This is a genomic window from Methanosarcina spelaei, assembly GCF_002287235.1.
GTDB lineage: Archaea > Halobacteriota > Methanosarcinia > Methanosarcinales > Methanosarcinaceae > Methanosarcina > Methanosarcina spelaei.
In genome coordinates, this window is sequence record NZ_LMVP01000540.1 from 1 (window position 1) to 19711 (window position 19711).

General features: G+C 39.7%; 16 protein-coding genes and 1 pseudogene. 5 read left to right on the top strand and 12 right to left on the bottom strand.

What is annotated here, in order from left to right; all coding sequences use genetic code 11:
* Positions 1 to 344 precede the first annotated feature (344 nt).
* Both ASJ81_RS20410 and ASJ81_RS20415 read left to right on the top strand, forming a co-directional pair.
* Positions 345 to 530 (top strand): annotated as a pseudogene (locus ASJ81_RS20410) (CBS domain-containing protein); the annotation flags it as partial.
* Positions 531 to 643: 113 nt separating this feature from the next.
* Entirely contained in the window at positions 644 to 4270 is a 3627-nt protein-coding gene (locus ASJ81_RS20415; RefSeq protein WP_095645967.1) for a HEAT repeat domain-containing protein, read from the top strand.
* A gap of 203 nt (positions 4271 to 4473) precedes the next feature.
* Here the strand turns inward: ASJ81_RS20415 and ASJ81_RS20420 are convergent, their stop codons facing one another.
* The 3 genes from ASJ81_RS20420 to ASJ81_RS20430 form a co-directional block, all read right to left on the bottom strand.
* Positions 4474 to 4980 carry a hypothetical protein gene (locus tag ASJ81_RS20420; protein WP_095645968.1) on the bottom strand — a complete coding sequence of 169 codons (507 nt, stop codon included), beginning with the start codon at positions 4978 to 4980 and terminating at the stop codon, positions 4474 to 4476.
* Positions 4981 to 5479: 499 nt separating this feature from the next.
* On the bottom strand, positions 5480 to 6187 hold the full coding sequence (locus tag ASJ81_RS20425; protein ID WP_095645969.1) for an endonuclease/exonuclease/phosphatase family protein: 708 nt from the start codon (positions 6185 to 6187) through the stop codon (positions 5480 to 5482).
* Between the two features lie 182 nt (positions 6188 to 6369).
* Entirely contained in the window at positions 6370 to 6735 is a 366-nt protein-coding gene (locus ASJ81_RS20430) for a cupin domain-containing protein (RefSeq protein WP_095645970.1), read from the bottom strand.
* Positions 6736 to 6916: 181 nt separating this feature from the next.
* Here ASJ81_RS20430 and ASJ81_RS20435 point away from each other — a divergent pair, with 181 nt between their 5' ends.
* Positions 6917 to 7192 (top strand): hypothetical protein, encoded by a 276-nt coding sequence (locus tag ASJ81_RS20435; protein ID WP_095645971.1) that lies wholly within the window; start codon positions 6917 to 6919, stop codon positions 7190 to 7192.
* Positions 7193 to 7377: 185 nt separating this feature from the next.
* On the opposite strand, the gene ASJ81_RS20440 is transcribed toward ASJ81_RS20435, so the two are convergent.
* From ASJ81_RS20440 to glpX, 8 genes are all read right to left on the bottom strand, one after another.
* Positions 7378 to 8034, bottom strand: coding sequence for a hypothetical protein (locus ASJ81_RS20440; protein ID WP_245860386.1), 657 nt, complete (start codon positions 8032 to 8034; stop codon positions 7378 to 7380).
* 429 nt (positions 8035 to 8463) lie between these two features.
* The gene (locus ASJ81_RS20445) at positions 8464 to 9357 is read right to left on the bottom strand and encodes an ATP-binding protein (RefSeq protein WP_170943428.1); all 894 of its coding nucleotides are present in this window, start codon (positions 9355 to 9357) and stop codon (positions 8464 to 8466) included.
* Positions 9354 to 10211 carry an ATP-binding protein gene (locus tag ASJ81_RS20450; RefSeq protein WP_095645980.1) on the bottom strand — a complete coding sequence of 286 codons (858 nt, stop codon included), beginning with the start codon at positions 10209 to 10211 and terminating at the stop codon, positions 9354 to 9356. Before ASJ81_RS20450 ends, ASJ81_RS20445 begins: the two co-directional genes overlap by 4 nt.
* 14 nt (positions 10212 to 10225) lie before the next feature.
* A complete protein-coding gene (locus tag ASJ81_RS20455; RefSeq protein WP_095645972.1) occupies positions 10226 to 11461 on the bottom strand; it encodes a cation diffusion facilitator family transporter in 1236 nt (411 codons plus the stop codon).
* Between the two features lie 243 nt (positions 11462 to 11704).
* On the bottom strand, positions 11705 to 12082 hold the full coding sequence (locus ASJ81_RS20460) for a NifB/NifX family molybdenum-iron cluster-binding protein (protein WP_095645973.1): 378 nt from the start codon (positions 12080 to 12082) through the stop codon (positions 11705 to 11707).
* A gap of 281 nt (positions 12083 to 12363) precedes the next feature.
* Positions 12364 to 12828: a NifB/NifX family molybdenum-iron cluster-binding protein gene (locus ASJ81_RS20465; protein ID WP_095645974.1), complete on the bottom strand. Its 465-nt coding sequence runs from the start codon at positions 12826 to 12828 to the stop codon at positions 12364 to 12366.
* 274 nt (positions 12829 to 13102) lie between these two features.
* On the bottom strand, positions 13103 to 14431 hold the full coding sequence (locus ASJ81_RS20470; RefSeq protein WP_095645975.1) for a tRNA (N(6)-L-threonylcarbamoyladenosine(37)-C(2))-methylthiotransferase: 1329 nt from the start codon (positions 14429 to 14431) through the stop codon (positions 13103 to 13105).
* 175 nt (positions 14432 to 14606) lie between these two features.
* Positions 14607 to 15695: a class II fructose-bisphosphatase gene (glpX, locus tag ASJ81_RS20475; protein ID WP_095645981.1), complete on the bottom strand. Its 1089-nt coding sequence runs from the start codon at positions 15693 to 15695 to the stop codon at positions 14607 to 14609.
* A 416-nt stretch (positions 15696 to 16111) separates the two neighbouring features.
* Between glpX and ASJ81_RS20480 the strand changes: the two genes are divergently transcribed.
* Complete coding sequence (locus ASJ81_RS20480; protein ID WP_095645976.1) at positions 16112 to 16834, top strand: type 1 glutamine amidotransferase; 723 nt, start codon at positions 16112 to 16114, stop codon at positions 16832 to 16834.
* 18 nt (positions 16835 to 16852) lie between these two features.
* Positions 16853 to 18622, top strand: coding sequence for a hypothetical protein (locus ASJ81_RS20485; protein WP_095645977.1), 1770 nt, complete (start codon positions 16853 to 16855; stop codon positions 18620 to 18622).
* Between the two features lie 152 nt (positions 18623 to 18774).
* Here the strand turns inward: ASJ81_RS20485 and cgi121 are convergent, their stop codons facing one another.
* Positions 18775 to 19299, bottom strand: a complete 525-nt coding sequence (cgi121, locus tag ASJ81_RS20490; protein WP_095645978.1) for a KEOPS complex subunit Cgi121 — start codon at positions 19297 to 19299, stop codon at positions 18775 to 18777.
* Positions 19300 to 19711: the final 412 nt, after the last annotated feature.

Here is a 19711-nt window from a genome sequence, read left to right on the forward strand (position 1 = left end):
ATCCCCAACCTAAAGGTTGGGGTATTCGTGACCCTCTGCGCTCCCTTGTAATAAATCGAAAAAAGGACCTCCGATTTTCACAGGCTAATGTCTGGGTATATATTGAGCCTATCCCAAAACCTTGAATTTTGAATAATTGCTCTAATTTCTAACATGAAAATAGTATAATATATTGGGAAAGAAATTGGTTTTGGGACGAGCTCATTGTATAATATAATATAATGATACCTTTAAATAAATGATTGAAATCCTTCGAGTGAAAAATATTCAGGTGAAAATAAACCTGAAACTTACCTTCTTTTCAAAAAAAGGAAGACACGAAAGGGTTTAAGAAGCACGAGTTTTTGGAAGTTGCCTACCCTGATGAAACCCTGGATGCGGTCCTCAAACGCTTTGCTTCAAAGCAAATAGGTAGGCTTCCTGTTGTGGACAGAGAGGATAAAACCAGACTCCTCGGTCTTATTACCCGAAGCGACATCGTAAATGCATATAACAAGAAAGTTGTGGAAAAAGTCCGGGATACATATTGAAAATACATACGAAAACAGTAAACCTAAAAAAGGTCCCCTGACAAAAAGAATAAAATCTGGAAAGGAAACACCATTTATAGAAACACCGTTTATAGATTGTGGGGGGGGCCGTTATGTCTGAGTCCGTAACTGAGGGTAACTCAAACGTGAACCTGGAAACGTACCTGAAAAATGTAATACTGGAAGATAGAGATAAAGTCTGTAACTACGTAGAATTATCGGCCAGAGAAATATTGCCAATTACGCGCAGGCTATTCGAAGAAAGGGTTTCCCTTGCTTACGACTTCAAGATCTCACAGATCGTGGAAAAAGAAAGGCACCTGATAATTTACGGGGAAGCAAGTTCGGGAAAAACAAGCACCCTTAAGTGGTTGAGAACTGTCTATGCCAGGGAATATATTCTGAAAAGAGAGGAGTTTGTTCCGATATATATAGAGCTTGGTTCATATGTTAAAGGTTCTTTTTATAATTACTTAAAAGCACAGGTAACGAAAAAAGGCATTTCTGAGACGGATTTTAAGAAACTGATTGAAGGAAAAGCTTTGTTGTTACTGGATGGACTTGACCTGCTCACACCTTCTGAAAAATTCTCTCCCTTTGATGAAATATCCGATTTTATTTCCGAGTATGAAACCTGTAGATATGTTATTGCTTCAAGACCCGAGCCTTCTGATAGCTTAAAAAGTACATTTGCACTCTCCGAACTTGAGAAGTTGACCGATGAAAAAGTCAGGCTGTTTATAGAAAAAAATGTTTCAAATAAGAGACAGGTGAAGCTTTTAAAAGCCAGAATCCTGGAGGAGACTCAGTCAAAACCTATTCTCAAGAACCCTCTGCTGCTTTGCCTCTGGATCAAACTTTCAACTGCGCACATGGGAAGAAGAGGAAAACAGGAAGATATCCAGCACTTTACCTCTTGTGATTCTATTCCTTCCAGCCGGGCAGAAATATATCAGGCTTTTGTTTCGGAACTTTTTAAGGATTACAGGAAAAGAGAGGAGTATTTTAGATCCCAGAACCAACTGCCTCCAAAGATGTGTTTCGAGAGAACAGACTCTGAAACAATAACATGTGAGAGAACAGATTCTCAGAAACAAAGTACAGAAAGAACAGGCTCTCAAGAGCTGAGTAAAGAAAAAACAAACTCTCAAGAACTAAGTACAGAAAGAACAGACCCTCAGGAGCTAATTACAGAAAGAACAGGCCCTCAGGAACTAAGTACAGAAATAATAGACTCTCAAGACCTGAGTACAGAAAGAAAAGACGCTCAGGAGCTGATTAAAGAGAGAATAAACTCTCAGGAACCAAGTAAAGGAAGAATAGGCCCTCAGGAGCTGAATACCGAAACAGTAGAAATTGAAGATTTCCTGATGAACTTGGCCTTCAAACTCCAGTGTAGGAATAAGATTTCATGTAAGTATAGCTGTGCCCTTGAAGTAGCAGAAGCATACATAAAATCCAGAAGATCTGGAAAGACTACAGAATACAGCAGGTCTGATAGAGTAAGAGCAAAGAAATTCCTTCAGGCCTGCCTAAGGCTTGGACTCCTGATAAGAACGAGGTCCGAAGTAAGGTTCGGAATAGATCGAGCTTTTCAGGAATATTTTGCGGCTTTAAAACTGAAAACATACTTTGAAAACGGTATGGATACTTCAAAAGCCTTCATAAACCCGAGATGGGAGAATGTGATAATGCTCACTTCGGATTTACTGGAATCAGGAGAAGAACTTGTAAATTCGATTGTTTCAAGCGAAAACTTATATCTGGCTTCAAAGTGCGCTTTGAGAGCCAGCCCCGAAACAAAAGGAAAACTATGTACTTTACTTGCCAGGAAACTTGACAGCAGGTATACTGTAGAAAAAGTAAGAGCTATTCAAAGCCTTGGAAGACTCGGAGCCTGTGGGATCAAGGCCAATATTGGAGCACTTAAGGATAAAGATATAAGAGTAAAAAGAGAAACTACGAAAGTGCTTGGGGAAACCAGGTCAGAGATGGCACTTGTTCCCCTTGAGGCTGCAATTGGAGACGAAGATTATTCTGTGCGGATAGAAGCTGTAAAGTCTCTTGGCTTAATAGGATCCGAAAGAGCAATCGAATTGCTCAGGGACACATTCAAAGATAAGAATCGAGCTGTCCGACTAGAGGCTGCAGATGCACTAATGCAGACAGGATCGGAAAAAGCTATGGAAGTCCTTATTTCAGCACTTGGGGCCAACGATGACTTTGTTCGAATTGGAGCCGTAGGGGCTCTTGGAAGAACAAATTCCAGGCAAGTAGCAGAAGCTCTTATAAAAGCATTTCAGGAAGAAGATAAACTTGTCAGGTTGGGAGCAGCCGAAGCCCTGGGCCGAATGAGATCGGAAAAGGCTGTTGAACCGTTTGTAGATGCACTTGAAGATAAAGATGAGTTTGTGCGCTGGATTGCTACAAAAGCGCTTGGAGAAATCAAATCTGACAAAACTTCAGGCACATTTATCGATATGCTTGGGGATAAAAGCCGCTTTGTTCGAAGGGAAGCTGCAAAAGGGCTTGGGGTTGTAGGGTCAGAAAAAACTCTTGACCCACTTGTTTCCGCACTTTCGGATGAGGATGAATTTGTAAGAAAAACAGCAGTAGAATCCCTTGGAGAAATAAAGTCTGAAAAAACTGCTAAAACCCTGATAAATAAACTCCACGACGACAGCCATTTAGTCAGACTGGAAGCCGCAAAAGCTCTGGGAATGATAAAAGTCCGGAAAGCTATTGCTCCGCTGCTTTTTGCATTGGGGGATGAAAACCGTTTTGTCAGGAAGGAAGCTGCAAATGCGCTCGGACAGCTTGAATCGGAAAAAGTTCTTGAACCACTTATTCGTATTTTCAAGTCCGAAGACCCTCTTACAAGGCAAGGGGCAGTAAGAGCTCTTGGCCAGATAAATCTGGATGGAGTTCCGGACTGCATATCGGACCGAATCTTTGATTTTACTGATAATGCCCTGAAGGACAAAGATAAGTTTGTGCGAAAGGAAACCGCAAAAGCCCTGCAAAGTCTATCCGAAAGCAGGCGTGAAAGAGCGTTTGAATCCCTGATCAGCGCCCTGGATAATGAAGATGATGAGGTCAGGAGGCTTGCAGCCGAGTCCCTGGGACTTTTTGATTGTGAAAAAGCTATCCCTCCACTGGTCAGTGCCCTAAAGTCCAGAGATGCAACCGTGCGCCGATTTGCAGCCAATGCCCTAGGCCGGATAAGGTCAAAAGAAGCCCTACAGCCTCTGATAGATATTCTGGTTTTTGACAACAGTGGCTCCGTAAGAGAAGAAGCTGCAAAAGCGCTTGGAAAAATAAAGTCCAGACGGACCATAGAACCTCTTATTGATGCGCTAATGGACAAAAATAATGAAGGAAGATCAGGGGCAGCCGAAGCTCTTGGCCGGATTAAAGCTGAAAACGCAGTCTATCACCTTATTTCCGCCCTTACGGATACGGATGATTTCACGCGGCTGGCTGCTGCAAAAGCCCTAGGCCGAATAAAGACGAAAAAAGCCATCGAACCCCTGATCAACAGCCTGTATGACTGGAATCGCTTCGTAAAAGCCGAAGCTGCCGGGGCTCTCAAAAAGATCTGTACTGAAGAGGACAGACAATGTTTGCAGACTTTACTTGACTCGGAAAACGAATTCACGGCAAACCTCGCTTTTGAAATCCTGGAAAGCATCGAAATGGAGGAAATCTTAAAAGCCAGGCTGTTTTTAGAGTGGGAATAAGTCAGAAATAGTACAACAGAAAATACAGAAAATATAGAAAATATAGAAGATACCTGGAACTTTAAACTTGAAGAATAAGCCATAAGTAGACAATAATGGGAATATAGTGCTTATTGTCAATTATCTTTAGATTTATGGATTTATAAATATACAGATTTGTAGATTTACAGATTTGTAGATCATGCTAATACTTTGAAGCTTGATTAACGATTTGATTTTTTAGTGGTGTTTTTCTGATTTTCAGGATGGTCCGGATAAAAAACGCTTAAAGTTGAATCTGGATTTTGTAGTTTTCTAGTGCCCTGGTTATAAGGAAAAACAACAGTGAGGATGTCCGGCTGCAGCCCTAATTTTGTAGAGTTATGCATATAGTCATTACCATATTTCCAAGAAATATTTGTTAATTGGAGTGTAGCACTTTCAAGCCCTATCTCCCGTATTTTTACTTCTGGAAATTTCAAAAAGATCTCCTTAATTTTTGGTTCCAGATGCTTAGAGCCAAAAAGGAATATGTATGCATTGGCTAAAGGTGATAGATGATATTCGACATCAACTGTTGCATTTGCTCCACTAAATTCCATTACTATATTATCGACATGGATATACTTTCCTTCCCTGTATTGCTCAAAGTTCATTGCTGGAGACACTCTTCCAGCTAATAAAACAGCTGAAATAATAAAAGCAATTACAATTATTGATTTTAAGTTCATAGTCCTTACTCAGTGATAATAATTGTATTGGATCTGTTTTATGCACTTTTTTGTTTAATTTTTCAATTTGATAGGCAGCGTACCGCAAGTCTATTGATATAGTCATTAAGTACTAAAAAGCTTTGAATTAAAGTCAAAAAAATCAAAGAAGAGAATAAACAATTTTATTTGAACCGAAAAAATGAAAAAGTAAAAAACAAAGTAAAAAAGGGAAAAGAGAAAAAGTAAGACAAAACAACCGTAATAGCCTTATTTTGGTCTTTCTTGTAGGCTATAGCAGTTATTTTGGTCAAGATAACTAAATTCCAGATCACTCTACCCGTATAGCCTTATTCGCCATACTGAGTCTTTTTTGTCACGCTCGACGCAGGAGAGCGGCCTTACACAGATAAAAAGAGAGAACAAATCAAAAGAGAGGACAGGTCAAAAGAGAAGCTACACGATTAAAAAGAAGATACTGCAAGACTTCCATATGAAAAATTCCAACACAAGAATTAATTCATTCTAATTCTGCTATTAAAGGCATATGATCACTTAGAGAGATCCAATCTTCATATTTACCAACTGAAAACGATTTTCCACGAGCAACGAGATCTGAAGGCGCAAAAATGTAATCTATATGATAAGGAGTCTTCCTGTTTTTCCTGAAATACAGTGTCGGTTCCCTTTCAATTCCGAACTCTGAATTTGTAAAGGTATGATACATACTGAAAATATCAAATTGCTCTAATAAATTAATTACATCAGTGAGTGTTCCGTAAAGAGGATATTTCTCATTCCCCTGATCCCAGATAACGTTCCAGTTAAAATCGCCTGCAATAACCGTTGGAAATCTGAACAGCTCTTTATAGTAATTCAATGACTTCCAAACTTCTCCAATGTATCTCCTTCCTGGATCCTCTATATTATTCTGCGACCAGACAGCAATAAGATTCATGGCTTCACTGCCGTTCACTGTGACAGGAAGAACATACCTGTAATTTTCACAATAAGATTCATGGACTGCAATTTCAAAGTCATTGAAGCTGAAAACACCAAGCCCCTTGTTTCTGTTATCACCTATCCATAAAATATCATCGTAAAACTTATCGCTGAATTTATCCGGATGCTCACACTCAGAAACAATTAATAAATCAGGATCAAAAGGAAGAATGTGTTTGTATTTCTTCCGGAAAGCCATATTACAATTCCAGGTTATGATTTTCATATTAAGACTATTGATACAGTCACTAATTACTAAAAAGCTTTGAATTTAAGTTAAAAAGAAGTTAAGCTCTTTGCTGTTTCGATGAGTAAATCTCATTACAAAAAATAAAATTGAATGAGATCAAAAATCATTTTATTTAAAGATGAAAAATTATTAAAAACCTGATTTTACAACTTTATCACTCATTCCACCAATTCTGTATCCTCATGCGAATAAGCCGGCGCACAGCAGCAGAGAATCTTCAACAGCGTATTTCCTGTGTTTTGAATTCTGTGCGGAATGCCGGGAGAAATACAAATAGTATCTCCTTTTTTGACCTCGAATTCTTCAGAGCCAAGAGTCATTATCCCGCTGCCTTCAGTAATATGATAGATTTCTTCGGTCAGGTGGTGTTTGTGAAGAAGAGTTTTTCCGCCGGCTGGCACGGTAGCTTCGGCAAGGCTCTGGTTTGAGTTGCCGTGGATAGAAGGATGCATGAGTTCACGGATAATTGAACCGTCTTTTGTGATGTAAGGTTCTATTTCTTCGTATCTGGTAAAGAACTGCATTGTAAATTACTGGAAACCGCAGTTATAACTATTTTTTCATTCAAGAGACTTTGCGTCTAAACTCTCTTATTTGGAACTTTTCTTGCAAAGGCACCCAGGCTCAAATTATTATATATGTTATACATTACTAATTATTAGTAGGAGAAGATTCGATGAATAATGATACTCGGAGCATGAAAGTATGAAAACAAATGTGAAAACAAATGTGAAAACAAATGTGAAAACAAACAAAAAACCAAATATCGATAGCGAAAACATGAGTAATGATGTATTCACATATGTTATATGGGCTATCTTAATTTTAAGTCCGTTATACCTGCTTTATTTTTTATATTCGTTAGCTACAGGAGGTTCGATTACTAATAGCATGATACCTTCAATAGTTTTCTTCGTGGCTGGAGTAATTACATTATTTGATATCCTCGCAGTTCATCAAATAATGACTGTAAGAAAATGACTGTGAGAAATTAGTTTTTTATCACATATCATCTGTAGTACATTTTCGTTTTAGTTTTATTGTTTTGAACTTCCGGAATCCGAAAAACCGAACTAATTTTACACTTTCACCTAAAGTCCTCAATCTGCACTTGAAACAGAGAGAAAATAGGACTTTAGGTGTAAAGCCCATTTAAGAGAGAAGTTTCAAAGGGGAGGTGTGGATTCGTCTCCCTTCAGAAGTTCGGAAAAGAGCAGGGAGCAGCCAGGAATCTGTTTGATGTTTACCATAATCATATTTATATAGAAAGGCCCTCCGCGTTGAATCTCTATAGGTGAGGGGTCTACGAATTCCCATATATCAACAGGATGCTTGAGATAAAAGGTCTCAAGTTCCGGGCTGTTTAAATGCATCCTGGATGGAAAACCTACGGCATGGGCTATGGAACTTAAAAAAGATTCTGCTTCGGCGTCCAGAAGGAATACAAAAAAGAAATATTCCCCATGCGGCAGGTCAAGCATGAACTTGACATCCGTACGAAGCTCGGAAAGTAAAAGATCCTGCGTGCTTTTTCTATACACCATAAGAAGCAGCACCTTATCTTTAAGAAGGAGTTCCTGAACCGTGTCCGGCAGGAAAAGATCTCCAAAGACCAGTTCAAAATACTCGTAGTTCGTAGCCGTAAAATCGTTTCTGATGAATAGTATGTCTTCATCGCTCAACAAAGAATAACCCATATTGCCCTGAGAATCAATTATTGGAGATTTTCCGGCAGAGATTTCTTTCCAGAACTTATCAAGGGCATCATCGTCTATCCGGGATAACAGGTGTACACAGGTTCCGACATCAATATCTTTCAGCACTAAAACCCCCCATATTTACGAATCGACTTTGATTAAAGAAATACAGTAAAAGTCGATGGTTATTAAAACTAAGGTTTAAGATTATTAGTCCTTGAGTTTATATAAATAAAATATTATATAAATGCATAGTCCATAAAAAAGAGTATTAAGGTTCTAAAGTTAAGGTAATAGGAAAAAAGATTAGAAAAAGTTCAATTAAAAAAAGTAAAGATCATTTGGAAACGCATGATTAAATTGAAAAAATAAAATTCAGTTGAAAAAATAAGATACTTTACTTTTATTTTACGATCTTTCTTATAGAATAGCCAGAATTTAATATCAAGCTTCATCACAGTTATAGAAAAATTAAAAATTATAAAATTAGAAATTATAAAATTAGAACTATAAAATTAGAAATTTTTTATCTCGAGGGTTTTAGTTCCTTTCTGTTTAATCCTGAATGCTCATAAGTATCTTTTCCACCCTGGTCCAGATTTGGCAGATCTGATCCGCAAATTCGCTTTCGTTTAAACACTCACTGCTTTTAACATACTCTATCAAGGTTTTTTCCTGAAGCATTGCCTTTGTTACAATATCATTATAAGGAAGCTTACCTATTACCGAAATTCCCAGTTTGGCACAGAAATTTTCAATCAGCTGAGTATTCTCTTCGTTTATGTCGTACTTGTTTATGCAGACAACAGTGGGAATCATGAAGTGAACAATAAGTTCAAGAACTCTTTTAAGGTCATGGACTCCGGAAACGGTTGGTTCGCTTACCACCAGTACCAGATCCGCACCTGTAATAGCTGAAATCGCGGAACAGCCTGTTCCAGGAGGCCCATCAATTATAATTAAATCTTTATGATACTGTTCTGCAAGCTTTTTCGCGTTACTTCGAACAACGCTTACAAGTTTTCCGCTTGTCTCTTCCCCAACACCGAGCCGTGCGTGAGCCATAGGCCCAAAACGAGTATCGGAAGAGAAAAACTGACCTGAGACCCTTTTTTCCATGGAGACTGCCCCTTTGGGACAAATAATGGTGCAGACGGCACATCCCTCGCATCCGTAAGGGTCAACTTCAAAATTATCATCTATCGCCCCATACCTGCAAAATTCTCTGCATTTTCCACATTCGATACAGAGTTCGGGGTCAATTCTGGCGACCTCAAGACCGCAGTAGTCTTCTTTTTCCAGTATTTTGGGTTTCAGGATAAGATGCATATCAGATGCATCCACATCGCAATCAGCAATAATAGCATTTTTTGCAAGCGAGGCAAAAGCTGCTGTAAGGGTTGTTTTTCCAGTTCCTCCTTTTCCGCTGATTACTGTAAGCTGCTTCATGTTCTTGCCTCCTCTGTATCTGCAAGCTGGAGTTTTATTGCTTCAAACATACCAAGAAACTTCTCATTCCATTCCGGCATTTCTCGAACAAAGGGAATGCCGCGAGAATAGAGCTCTGCAATTTTAAGATCGTTTGGGATCTTGAGGAGGATAGGAATCCCTTCGGCCTTGCAATACTCTTCAACTCTTGAGTCCCCTAACCCCCAGCGGTTAATAATAACTCCAAAGGGAACTTTAAGCGACCTTACAACGTCTACGGCAAGCCTGAGGTCATGGAAACCAAAAGGGGTTGATTCAGTCACAAGCACACAATAATCCACATCCCCGATAGAGGCAATAACGGGGCAGGCGGTTCCGGGTGGGGCATCGAGAATTGCAGTTTTTCGGTCATCAATATATTTCTTAAGCGTCTTGATAACAGATGATGTCATCGTTTCCCCGATATTTAAAAGCCCCCTGTAAAACTCCGGGGAACTTTCTCCTTTTGCTTTTTCGATTACTCCAAGGGACCTCTGAGATTCCTGGATTGCCTTTTCCGAGCAGAGGACAGCGCATCCTCCGCACCCGTGGCAGAGAGAAGGGAAAAATAAAACTCTGTCAGGAAGTGCAGCCAGAGCATTATAACGGCAAAAGTCCGAACACTGCCTGCATATACTGCATTTTTCCTGATTGATTACAGGCACCGGGCAAACGACATCTTCTACTTTTTCAAGGTCAAAACCAAGGAAAAGGTTACAGTTAGGCTCTTCCACATCACAGTCAAAAAGCTGTACATCTGAAAGGGAAAGGGCAAGGTTTAAGGAAACCGTAGTCTTCCCGGTCCCTCCTTTTCCACTTGCAATTGCAATTTTCATATCCGATCTCCATGTCATTTCATAGGAGTTGTGATTTCTTCGAAGTTCTGGAACCTGTCCAGGACTTCTCTAGCAGTGTCTACCCCATCGGGAATTTGCAGAATTTTTACAAAATTATCTCGGAGCATGTAATACGGACCTTCCCCAACAGTTTTTACTGCAAGGACATTTGCTTTTTCTCTGATGATTAAGTCCACAGCTTTCATGCCTCCTTTTTTATCAGAATTAAAAAATTGATTTTCGAAAACTTCCCAGTTCTCTATCCTACCCTCTTCAAGATCTACAAAGAGAAAATAAGGGGTTTTTCCAAGGTGTCCCGAAAGCTTTGCTTGAAACCCATTCCTATCGAAAACGGGAAGAGCTAACCTAAAATTCTTCCTTTGTACAGGCTTTACATTAACAACAATATGCTCCAGGTTTTCCACTTCTTTTCTAACAGCCGTTTTGACTTCCTCTGAAAGCAGCTCCACCCTTTTCAGGTCGGTTTCACCCTCAACTTCAACCGTAGCTTCCCCAAAAACCACAAGTCCCGATTTTCGGAGTTTCAGGTCTTCAAGTTTTATCAGTCCAGGGATATTGCGTATGTCTTTTTTAATTCTCTCACTTTCCTCTTCATCTAGCCAGGCATCCATCAGGGTGAGCATTGAATCCCTGGCACTTTCAACCCCCATTTTGAAGATCAAGAGAGAAATTACAATAGTACCGAAACTGTCAAGTTTCGAGATCCCCAGCATAGAGCCAAGGACTGCCACAACAACTATCATCGAAGAAAATACATCCGTATAGGAATGCATCGCGTCAGCTATCAAAGACTGAGAGTTGATCCTTGTGCCTATGTTTCGTTTGTATATAGAAAGGCCATATATTGTAAGTACTGAAAAAACAGCTGTCACAAGAGCAAGCCCCTGAAACTCAATCTGAGAAGTAGTATTTACGCCTGTAAAGCCTTCCTTTAACAGTTCAACGCCAGAAAACAGGATTAATAGAGAAACAAAGAGAGCTATGATATTCTCTGCTTTGTAGTACCCATAAGGAAAATGCTTACCACTACTTTTAAGGCTTATCTTGAGCCCAATCCAGACTGCCAGAGACGCAAAAATGTCCAGACCTGTATGGACAGCATCCGCAATCAAGACTGTGCTTCCGGAGTAAATACCCACAGCCCCTTTAACAAAAGCAAGGAATGCAAGTGCCAGAGTTGCGTTCCTTGATGCTTTAATCCCGAGTTTCAAGCTTTCCTGCGCAATCATTTGAAGAACCGTTTTAAGTGAGTTATTGATTCATACTACAATTTAGAAAATGGAGTCTTTAGAAAGTTGAACCTTTACAAATTGGTCTTTAAAAATTGAAACCTTAAGAAAGTTGAAACCTTAAGAAAATTGAAACCTTAAGAAAATTGAAACCTTTCTGACACTTTCTGGCAGTACTCATTCGTGATATCGTGGTGCAATACTAGTTAGTGATATCCAGCAGTGCAATACTAGTTAGTGATATCAGTGATGGTGGTGTTCCTCATGCCCATGTTCAGAACAGGAATTTTCAGCAGTTGCGTTCTGGAGCTTTCCTGCTTTCCAGGCTTCAAACGTATCCCTTACTGTGCCGCCAGCCCCCACAAAAACCTTAATTCCGTAGGACTCGAACATGCTAACGGCCTTGAACCCAAGCCCGGCACAGAGCATAATGTCCACACCATTTTGATGAAGGTATTCGGGAGGTAGTCCGACGCCGCCCATGTGCTCACTGGTGTTAGGAATTACAGTGACTTGATTGGTTTCTGTGTCTATTATGGTGTAGGTGGGAGCTTTTCCAAAATGCTGTTCAACAATCCCGTCCAGACCATTTTCATCTCTTGTAGGAATACTTACTTTCATATAATCACCTGTATTTTCTATCGCTTTATCAATTAGTATTGTTTTTATCGGTATTTTTACTGTGATATATATTCTTGAGATTACATAGCTACTTATCTTTTTCAGAAATTAAAAGGAATAGTTTCTTTTTGAAGAAGTTAAAAGAAACAATACCGTTTTTTGAAATTTAAGGGGAAATAATACCGTTTTTCGGAAATTAAGAAAATAATATTGTTTTTCACACATGGAGGAATGTGTCCTTCTCAGAAATTTTGTTTTACTAACTTTATCAAGACTAGTGCTCAATTGTCTCTATCTATTCCTCTTCCCACACCACCTCCTTTCATTCCCTTTCCCATGCCATTTCCTTTTCTCATACCAAAACCGGGAGTGCTGTTGGGACTTTGGAGCGATTGGAGTTCTCCAGCCTCATACTGTCTGATAGCCTCTTGCACTGTACCCTTTACTCCTACTTGAACATTAATGCCAAGCTCCGAGAAAATAGAAAAAGCATTGGGTCCCACAGTACCTGTTAAGAGGACATCGACTCCTGCATTTGCAATAATTTCCGCTGCCTTTATGCCAGTACCACCAGAGGCGAATGCAGCTGCATTTGATACAGATTCCACACGTCTGGTCTCAGGATCATAAATTACAAAATAGCTGCATCTCCCAAACCTTGGGTCCACTTTGGAGTCGAGACCCTCACCACTGGCTGTTACGCAAATGTTCATTCTTTTTACTCCACCTGTTTCCTTTATGACCATATATACTCAAAAGTCCTGGAATACTATTTTCTCTCATATGAGTAGAAGTATATATACATTTCTATACGATAGAGAATTGTTACATTTTTTTCACATAAAAAGGAAAATGTCTAAAAAATAAATCAAAAAGAGCTAAAAATAGTTATCTTTTATAAAATACTTATACGTAAGGAGTTAAAAAATCAGAATTTCCTTAAGTATTTTTGAAGGAATTCAAAGTAGCCAGGATGAAAATTAAATATACACCTGTACCTGACATTCCTTATTGAATTCCTTATGTTTCGGAAGCTGGCCGATCTTCAGCCAACTTCCCAAGAAAATATCCGGGTTTTGCAGCAACGATTTCCACGTCTGCATACTGGCCGGGCTTTAGATTCGAGCGACCTATAACAACCGGTCGGTAAGCATCCGTGCGGGTGAGGACATCACCGATTTCCGTGTATTTCGAGACAAAGGCCCGACCTTTCCAGCCGATCATTGCCTGTTTGGATCCGAGCTTGATTTGTTCACATACCTTATGCAGCTCATGGGAACGCTGAACTGAAATCCTGGAGTCGAGGTTTCTGAAGGAAAAGGCTTTCGTATGCGGACGGGGAGAATATCTTGAAATATTAACCTTTTCTGGACGGTATTTCTGTACCCATTCGACAGTTTCTTTGAACTCATCATCGGTTTCATCGCAAAAGCCAACAATTATGTCAGTGAATAGGGATAAATCTTCAAAACGGGCACGAAATTTCGTAATTATCGTGTCCACAACGTCCATTTTGTGCAGACGGTTCATTCTCTTCAGAACCGAATGGGAAGCAGACTGGATAGGGAGGTGAAGTAATTTAAAGACCTTGTCGGAATCAAAAGCTTCTACCAGATCGTCGAGTATAGGGAGTACAGAGAAAGGGTTCATCATTCCGACTCTTATTTTGAAATCTCCTGGGATTTCCGAGATCATGCGCAGAAGTTCCGGAAGTCTGACACCCGTGTCCATTCCATACTGACTGTCGTCCTGGGAAGTGAGCCAGATTTCCCTGCAACCCTCGGCAACAGCTGAACGGATATCTTTAACGATCTCATTCGGTGGAAAAGAGTGAAGCTTGCCTCTTGCATATTTTACAATGCAGTAAGAACAGGCAAAATTACAGCCCTGCGAGATCTGACATATGTGGATATTAGGATTGGAACGTTCACGCGGAACATTGAGAAAGCCAACAGGTTCGGAAGCCCGGAATTCCAGATGTTCCCCTCCTGGCAGACCTTTCCTTTTTCTCTGTTCAATTGAGGAAAGAAGTTCACCAAGCCTGGAAATTGCATTCACTCCCAGTATATGAGCTTCGGGATTTGCATGCAGGATATCCTCAAGCTGGACTTCGGGCATACAGCCGGAAACGATAACCTCCACATCCTTCTCACCCATGCTGCGGATTTTATACAGGATTTTCTGTTCTGTAGTGTACTTTACCGTACAGGAATTGCAGATATACACATCTGCCTGATCGGCAGCCTCAGATAGCAGCAGTTTATGCCCTAGTCTTTCAATGCTTGCCTTCATTATCTCGGCTGATGCCTGGCTCGCCGAACAGCCAAAACTTTCGAGATAGATTTTCATAATTTAACTCTAAATTCTATGTTTTTTAATTCTAAACTTTAAGATCTGTAATTTTGAAATCTGTAATTTTGAAATCTGCATTTGGTGATTTTGGAACCGAATAATCTAATCAAATCTGAATCAAATAATATTTTCGCAAAGTCCGTGTTTTAAAAAAAGGTAAAAATGAAAGGATTTACAGGTAGAGAGGAGTGTCTCGTTTATCCTTTATATAAATACTGTCTGTAAACCTGACAGCTCCGGATGCACCCATCGAGATTGTGTGTACCCTGGCATCTCCGCCACCAAACAGGTTGACTTCTCGCAGAAAATGACCGGGAGTTACAGCTGATGCTGAAAAGATCACGTCGTTTCCTGGCACAAGCTTATTGGTATCAAGGATATCATTGATGTTTTGGAGGGTGATTCCCATTTTTTCTAGCCTTGGCATTTTTTCTTCGATTTCTGCATCGATCTTATCCTGGCCCTTCCCATTTGCAACTGTCGGAAGCACAAGCCTTGCAAGGATCTTTCCGCCGAGGATTTTAATTGCAGCCGCTGTAAGTACAGCTTCACCTGAACCACCTGCGCCCATTACCATATGAACGCCTGACCCGCGGATCGCAGTTGAAACTCCAGGCATAAGGTCTCCGTCACTTATCAGCTTTACGCGAGCGCCTGCTTCCCGAATCTCGGTTATTTTCTGGACATGCCTTGGCCGGTCAAGTACCACAACAACAAGCTCTTCAATACTTCTATCAAGAGCCTTGGCGACGATCTCAAGATTGTGCTTGACAGGGGCATCCAGATCAATTATTTCATCGGGGTGCTCCTCTTCATAACGTACCACATCTGGCCCGACAACAATTTTGTCCATGTAGATATCCGGGCCGTGGAAAATTCCGCCTCTTTCAGCCATTGCCATGACTGCAACCGAGCCAGGCCCACCGTCTGCGGTAAGGTTTGTTCCCTCAAGTGGGTCGACTGCAATATCGACTTCAAGGTCTCCTTTTCCTGTTCCGACCTGCTCCCCGATAAAAAGCATGGGAGCTTCATCCCTTTCCCCTTCTCCTATCTTTATTATGCCTTTCATGTCAAGTTTGTTCAGCATTCTGCGCATAGAGGCGACTGCTACCTGATCTGCAAAACTTTTGTTCCCGCGCCCCATCTGGTACGCTGCGGCAATGGCAGCTGCTTCGGTCACATGAATAAGTCTGGGTAATAATTCACATTCGATAGGCCCTGAACAATCAATCATTTCCTCTACGGTTTTTGGATGAGATATAAGAATCAACTCCCATTTTTCTGCTTGTGAGTAATCCGCTTCCTGAGAATGAAATCTTTTTTCGGCAATTTAATCTGTATATTTACGTGATCTCTTAACACGATAGTATATTAATGAATTGGCCGAATTTGAGTCAGATATTTAGAGTCAGATATTTATTTATAAAGCGTTCATCACAGAAAGTCCTGAGAAAGTCCTGTAAATTGAGGGCTTTCAAACAGGCTCCGAAATAAAGCATATGGATAAGAAGTATAAAAAAATGGCTAAAAGAGCTGCTTAAAACCGGCTAAAAGGTTTTATTAAACTGCTAAAGAGCTCAACATAAAGCCGGATCTGAAGCATAACTTTAAGTTTAATTTAAAAACAGTTAATTCAAAAAGCAGTTTCTGCTCCATTTACTTTAAGGGGAAACACCCGTGAAAATTCACTGTTTACAACACCTGAAAAATGATACCCTTGGAAATATAGGGACCTGGATAGACAAAAAAGGATATAAACTTACGAAAACTTTGCTCTACGAAGACGCTTTTTTTCCTATCCTCCAAGAATTCGATTTGCTCCTTATAATGGGCGGCACCATGAGCATTTATCAGGAAGAAGAATATCCCTGGTTAAGGCCTGAAAAAGAATTTGTAAGAAAAACGATAGAATCAGGCAAGCCTGTACTTGGGAGCTGTTTTGGAGCCCAGATGATTGCTGAAGTGCTGGGCGGAAAAGTTACGAAGAACAAGTATAAAGAAATCGGCTGGCACACAGTACGGTCCATAGAAGGAAAAATCGAACAAAGTTCGAGCGAGGCAAGAGCTTCGAACCTTCCAGCCTGCATGTTTCCGGAGTTTACCGGTTTCATGTGGCATGGAGATACTTTTGAAATCCCAGCAGGAGCAGTGAAGCTTTTCGAAAGTGAGGCCTGTCCGAGTCAGGGATTTATTCACAATGGAAAAGTTCTCGGGCTGCAGTTTCACCCTGAAGCCAACAGGCAGTGGGTAAGAAACTTGATAAGGGATTCAGGGCACGACCTTGTTCAAGGAAAATACATCCAATCCGAAAAGGAAATACTTGGGAAGGAAAGTTTTTTTGAAAACTCCAGGAACCTGGCTTTTTCTCTAATGGACTGGTTTGAAGAAAAATGTAAATAAGAAAAAGGAGGTAAAAATATGCTAGTAGAATCAATTATTGTAGCTATCATAGCTTCGTTTTACTTGGGGTTTGAGGACAAAAAATTTAGTTTAAAGAAAACACTCAAGTATTACGGAATTATTGCCATCGTTGGAACTGTACTAATTTATGTGTATTTATATTTGTTCACTCCTGCTTTTGTTGGCGTATTGGGTGGGTACTACATAGTCGCAGCAATACCAATACTTATAATTTCGGCACTTTATATATTCACAGGTAAATCGAATAATTCCGATAATATAGAAATTGGAATTCAGGCACTAAAGATAATAGCAGTAATTGGGATTTTTATATACTTACTGGCCACTCCGATTTTGGATAACCAAAAATTACATGATATCCCTCAAGTAAAAGTTTATAACAACATTTCTCAAGGATCTAATTTTGCCCCTATCGATGCTCAGAATATGAGAATTGTTGATCAATCTATGGCTTATTACCTGGGAAATAAAGTAATCGGGAGCAGTGAGCAAAATTTAGGCAGTCAATTTGAAGTAAAACAGAATGATTTTACGATCCAAAATGTAAATGGTCGGTTGTACTGGGTTGCCCCTTTAGAGTTTAGAGGTATTTTTAAGTGGTGGAGTGCAAAAACATCGCCCGGCTTCATAATGGTAGATGCTGAAGATCCTTCTGCACCTGCAAAACTTTACACTGGCTATAAAATGAAGTATATGACCTCCTCGTTTTTAGGTGATTATGTCATCAGACATCTTTATTCAAATGGCTACCAGAATGTCGAATTAAAAGATATTAATTTTGAAGTTACAGATAAACTTCAGCCGCGTTGGGTAGTAAGCTTAACAACTCCATCAGTGCTTAATAGTGGAGATGTTGTTAAGGGAATTGCAGTTATTGATCCTGAAAATGGGGATATTACAGAGTATTCTCTTGGGAACGCGCCTGAATGGGTTGATAGAGTCATGCCTGAAGAACTTGCCAGGAATTATCTTAGCTGGTATGGCAAATATATTCACGGTTGGTTAAACTCAGTAATTACAGAGAAAGATGTCAATGTTGTTAGTTCTGGGGATATGTGGTTAATACATGGAAACAATGGGCAAGCATATTGGTTTGCTGGAATGACTTCTTCCTCATCAAAGGATCAATCTCTAACGAGTATAGCATTAGTAAATTCGAGAGATGGGACTGTCAATCTATACAGGATGAATGGATGGAATGAACAGGCTGTTATGGATGCAGTAAATGTTACAGTGTCTAATTTCAAAAATTATCATAGCAGCGCACCTATACCTTATGATTGTTCAGGAAGGTTAGCTTATGTTGTTCCGATAGCTGCGTCTTCGGAGAATGGAGAAATATTCCAGGAAATAGGAATTGTAGATGCTATAACAGGACATGTTTCTCTTGGGAATACTAAGGCAATTGCCTTTGAGGGGTATAGAAGATACTTGAATGAAAACGGGTACAACTTTGCTATAACGAGTTCAAGAGCCATAGGGAATATTACTGGGATTGTGAATAGAATCTCAGGTATTATTTCAGCAAATAACCTTGATTACAGGCTAATTTACCTCAATAATTCAAACATCATCTTTGAAATTCCAATTTCTCAATATCCAGAAGCAGCCCTTACAAACATAGGTGATACTGTAAACATGACTTATGAAGATACGAGGGATTCTGTGATAACGGTTGACAGTTTCAATAATTCAGGAATTGATGTGAGGATTAGCGCAGAACAACAGAATTATACACGGATGAGAACGAATCAAACCGTGTATTAATTTTTAGGATTTGGAGTGGTAAAAATGGCAGAATTTGATGTCACATTCGATGAACGTGGAATTCCTCACGTAGCAAAATCCCTCAAAATCTAAATCCCATTCAAAATCTAAATCCCATTCAAAATCTAAATCCCATTCAAAAAATACGAGATTTATTTTACAAAGTCTGCCAGCGCCACTCTCTCAATCACAAGTTCTGGAATGTGCTCTTCGCCCGAAGCTTCAATTTCAGCATCAGTGATACCGAAAACAGAAAGGATTCCCTGCCTTTTGTAATCGGAATAAGCAAGCAGCTCGGAACAGGGATTTTCGATGATCAGTTCTTTTAATGAAGAGAGAGCTAGTATCAAATTATCCATTTTTCCAAGCAGCACGAATACGGCATTGTTTTCACCTTTATGTAGCCCTATTGAAAAACTCCTTTCAATCTGTCTCTCTCCGGATGCATACCTCATAATCTCGATACCTGGATCATTAGCTATGTTCCTGCCGGCAGCAATTGCCCTCAAAGCTTTTCCTACTGCAAAATGAAGATGTCTTTCTCCTGCAATCAGGTCTGCGTTCAAACCCTGGATAATGACATCATTTTCGGAAGCGATTGAATTTATTGATTTTAGAAAGCCGGAAAGATTCGGGATATTTACGTTCCCACAGATTACCTGGATTTCCCTTTGCATTGTCATAGTCCTGCCATAGCGCGGGCTTTACAATAAGGATTTCGGTTGTAGAAGAAACAAAAATGGAAAGAAGAAAGAAAAAAATAATAGATTGAAAAAAGAAAACCGAGAACTCTCAAAAAGGGTTATAGATTATCAAACTTTTAAGAACTAACTCAACCACAATCAGCCCCAGCATTACCAAAAAGAAAAGGATTAAAAGGTTGAGAATGATTGGGTCAATCCTTCTTCGAACTTCCCCAAATCCATACATCTCAATTACCATATATAATAATGATAAATTGGCATATAATTATTCACAGATTTGGACTTTTAATAAAGATGTAAGATATGGATTTGCCATCAATATTCTCCTGTTCAGTTTTCTTCTACTCAGTTTTCTTCTACTCAGTTTTCTTCTACTCAGTTTTCT

What these genes read in the sequence shown, in the direction of transcription:
- ASJ81_RS20455 (WP_095645972.1), bottom strand. Translation starts at nt 11,461, where the DNA reads ATGATTGCGCAGGAAAGCTTGAAACTCGGGATTAAAGCATCAAGGAAC.
- ASJ81_RS20460 (WP_095645973.1), bottom strand. Translation starts at nt 12,082, where the DNA reads ATGAAAGTAAGTATTCCTACAAGAGATGAAAATGGTCTGGACGGGATT.
- ASJ81_RS20420 (WP_095645968.1), bottom strand. Translation starts at nt 4,980, where the DNA reads ATGAACTTAAAATCAATAATTGTAATTGCTTTTATTATTTCAGCTGTT.
- ASJ81_RS20430 (WP_095645970.1), bottom strand. Translation starts at nt 6,735, where the DNA reads ATGCAGTTCTTTACCAGATACGAAGAAATAGAACCTTACATCACAAAA.
- ASJ81_RS20415 (WP_095645967.1), top strand. Translation starts at nt 644, where the DNA reads ATGTCTGAGTCCGTAACTGAGGGTAACTCAAACGTGAACCTGGAAACG.
- ASJ81_RS20450 (WP_095645980.1), bottom strand. Translation starts at nt 10,211, where the DNA reads ATGAAAATTGCAATTGCAAGTGGAAAAGGAGGGACCGGGAAGACTACG.
- ASJ81_RS20485 (WP_095645977.1), top strand. Translation starts at nt 16,853, where the DNA reads ATGCTAGTAGAATCAATTATTGTAGCTATCATAGCTTCGTTTTACTTG.
- ASJ81_RS20435 (WP_095645971.1), top strand. Translation starts at nt 6,917, where the DNA reads ATGAAAACAAATGTGAAAACAAATGTGAAAACAAATGTGAAAACAAAC.
- ASJ81_RS20470 (WP_095645975.1), bottom strand. Translation starts at nt 14,431, where the DNA reads ATGAAAATCTATCTCGAAAGTTTTGGCTGTTCGGCGAGCCAGGCATCA.
- ASJ81_RS20425 (WP_095645969.1), bottom strand. Translation starts at nt 6,187, where the DNA reads ATGAAAATCATAACCTGGAATTGTAATATGGCTTTCCGGAAGAAATAC.
- ASJ81_RS20465 (WP_095645974.1), bottom strand. Translation starts at nt 12,828, where the DNA reads ATGGTCATAAAGGAAACAGGTGGAGTAAAAAGAATGAACATTTGCGTA.
- cgi121 (WP_095645978.1), bottom strand. Translation starts at nt 19,299, where the DNA reads ATGCAAAGGGAAATCCAGGTAATCTGTGGGAACGTAAATATCCCGAAT.
- ASJ81_RS20445 (WP_170943428.1), bottom strand. Translation starts at nt 9,357, where the DNA reads ATGAAGCAGCTTACAGTAATCAGCGGAAAAGGAGGAACTGGAAAAACA.